This is a genomic window from Achromobacter pulmonis (genome assembly GCF_002885955.2).
Classification (GTDB): domain Bacteria; phylum Pseudomonadota; class Gammaproteobacteria; order Burkholderiales; family Burkholderiaceae_B; genus Achromobacter; species Achromobacter pulmonis_A.
Genome location: NZ_POQS01000034.1, coordinates 1 through 2623 on the forward strand (window position 1 = coordinate 1; position 2623 = coordinate 2623).

Sequence of the window (2623 nt, forward strand, 5' to 3'; positions counted from 1 at the left end):
CCCGGTGTGGTTCGGCGTGATGCTGATCGTGCTATGCGAAATGTGCCAGCTCACGCCCCCCTTCGGCATGAACCTGTTCGTGGTGCACAGCGTGCGCGGCCAGGGCAAATTCATGGACGTGGTGATGGGCGTGCTGCCGTTCCTCGCGATGCTGTTGCTGATGATCGTGCTACTTCTGGCAGTCCCGCAACTGGCTATGTGGCTACCCGACCAGATGGCCCACCTGTGAGCCCAGTTCCGTGAAGCCTAGTCCCGAGTTGGGGCGATGTTGAGCGAAACCGGTCGAAGTCCGCCTACGCAGATAAGAAAGGGCTCACGAAGCAGCCCTTTTGCCACCGGTAACGCAGTAAAACTGGACGGCAGCCGGTCGCCACAGTGGCGTATCATGCCTAAAATAGCGGTTCTACAGCTATATATCTATTTTGAGCGGATATGAAACTCTGCCACGCGCACAACCCTTTCCACCATCCCCACCGAACTATCTGGTTTTGGTGTCCTAGGTGAACGCTTAAAGCTATTTAGGGGCTGGCACGAAGTGGTGATCGCGTCTATGTGGCTTGCGACACCCGCAGCATCGGTTTGCATGCTTCTCAGCGGACGGTCGCCACTTCCGGCGAGGCCCGCACCCAATCGGTTCTGGGCTCTGCTTTACAATCAATTAGTGAGTGGTTGTGGCGCTTCTGCGCGCTCATTCTCACGCCTGTTTGCTGACCGAGTGGATAATTGACGACGGGAACAGCACAAAATTTAGGCTGCGCCGACACGTGGAACCAGTAAAGCAATTGGAAGTAGGAGTGGTCCTCTATCCCGCCGTCCAACAGGCGTCGGTGTTGGGGCTGACAGATCTGTTCTGTGTTGCTAACGCTTGCGCCGCCTCCTACGGAGCCCAATCCAACATCCCGCTAAGAGTCACCCATTGGGAGCAACCCGCGCCAGGAGTTGCGCCGGTGCGTGTCTTCGATAACGGAGCCAGTAGGGTGTCGATTTTGTCAGCATTGATACTACCGCCCTCCTTGGCCGAGCCAACGGGAGGAGCATCGGATTCGTCGCTCACTGCTTGGCGATGCGAACAGCATGGCAGAGGCGTCGTGATCGGTTCGGTATGCGCCGGCGCCTTTTTATTGGCGGAGACCGGGTTGATGACCGGCCGGCCCATGACCACCCATTGGACGTATGCCGACCTGCTCAAAAGTCGCTTTCCAGACGTCAACGTTGACGTTAACCGACTCATTATTGATGACGGCGATGTCATATCCGCCGGCGGCCTGATGTCTTGGACGGATCTAGGGTTGCGTCTAGTAGACAGGCTGCTGGGCCCAACCGTGATGCTTGCCACGGCGCGCATGATGCTAGTCGACCCTCCCGGTCGAGAGCAGCGTTACTACAGTGTGTTCTCGCCAAGACTTTCACATGGCGATGCCGCCGTATTGAAAGTGCAGCATTGGCTGCAAGCAACTCAGGGGAAGGAGACTAGGCTTCAAGTACTCGCCGAGCAAGCCAATCTTGAAGAGCGCACATTGCTTCGACGCTTTCAAAAGGCCACCGGCATGACGACCACTGAGTATTGTCAACATTTACGCGTCGGACGGGCTAAAGAACTGCTCCAATTCGACTCAGCGCCTATTGATCGGGTAGCGTGGGAAGTAGGATACAGCGACCCTGGCGCGTTTAGGAAGATTTTTGCGCGTATCGCCGGGCTATCCCCGAGCGCCTATCGCCGCAGATTTAGTGTCGGCAACGTCGGGGGGGCGGGCGGTACATCCAGAGAGTCGTAGGGCCAAGCCATACTTCAATTGGTGAACGTCTCACAGATAAATGTCGGTATCACCGCGGAATTTGTCGGCACTGCCACTACTCTCGGATATGCGCTTTGGGCGAACATGTCGACTCACTCTAGACCTTTCGGAGACGACCATGACAAAGCGCGGATTAATCGTTGTCGACCTGCAAAACGAATACCTATCTACTGGGAAGCTGCCCCTTTCCGGCATTGAAGCGGCGTCAACAAATGCAGCACGCGTGATCGCTCACGCACGGTCGAACGGCGAGCCCATCTTTCACGTCCGGCATGAATTCGCAAACAACGAAGCGCCGTTTTTTTTGCCTGGCACTGAGGGGGTGGAAATTCAGTCTGCCGTCGCCCCGCATGACGGGGAGCCCGTCATCGTGAAGAATCATATCAACTCGTTCCGCCAAACCGACCTCAAGCAGCAACTCGACAATCGAGGGGTCGAAGAAGTGGTTGTCGTCGGCGCTATGAGTCACATGTGCGTGGACGCGGTCGTTCGCGCTGCGGCCGATTTGGGTTACCCCGTCACCGTACTCCACGATGCTTGTGCCACGCTAGATCTGGAATTCAATGGCGTGAAGGTTCCCGCAACCCAGGTACATGCCGCAATGATGGCCGCCTTCGCATTCGGCTATGGCCAAGTCAAGTCGACTGACGAATACTTGGCGAACTGACTTAGCCCCTGTCTGCCATGATGGCATGATGGCATGATCTTGCTCGGTTCCGAGCCTCGGGAACACTAGCTGACTACGTTAGGCGCCAAAGAGGGCTCCAAACGCGGTTCATCTGAAGTAAGCCCCCTACAATCCTTCCGTAAGCGCCTGCTGAACACAC

Annotated in this window: 3 protein-coding genes; all 3 read left to right on the forward strand. The window is 56.6% G+C overall.

All coding sequences use genetic code 11. From position 1 onward, the window contains the following. Positions 1 to 229, forward strand: a 229-nt coding sequence (locus C1I89_RS33585) for a TRAP transporter large permease subunit (protein ID WP_146196989.1), incomplete at its 5' end; no start/stop codon positions are given. Between the two features lie 748 nt (positions 230 to 977). Next, positions 978 to 1775: a GlxA family transcriptional regulator gene (locus tag C1I89_RS33590; RefSeq protein WP_231689537.1), complete on the forward strand. Its 798-nt coding sequence runs from the start codon at positions 978 to 980 to the stop codon at positions 1773 to 1775. Positions 1776 to 1914: 139 nt separating this feature from the next. Continuing rightward, positions 1915 to 2463 carry a cysteine hydrolase family protein gene (locus tag C1I89_RS33595; protein ID WP_088591327.1) on the forward strand — a complete coding sequence of 183 codons (549 nt, stop codon included), beginning with the start codon at positions 1915 to 1917 and terminating at the stop codon, positions 2461 to 2463. Positions 2464 to 2623 lie beyond the last annotated feature (160 nt).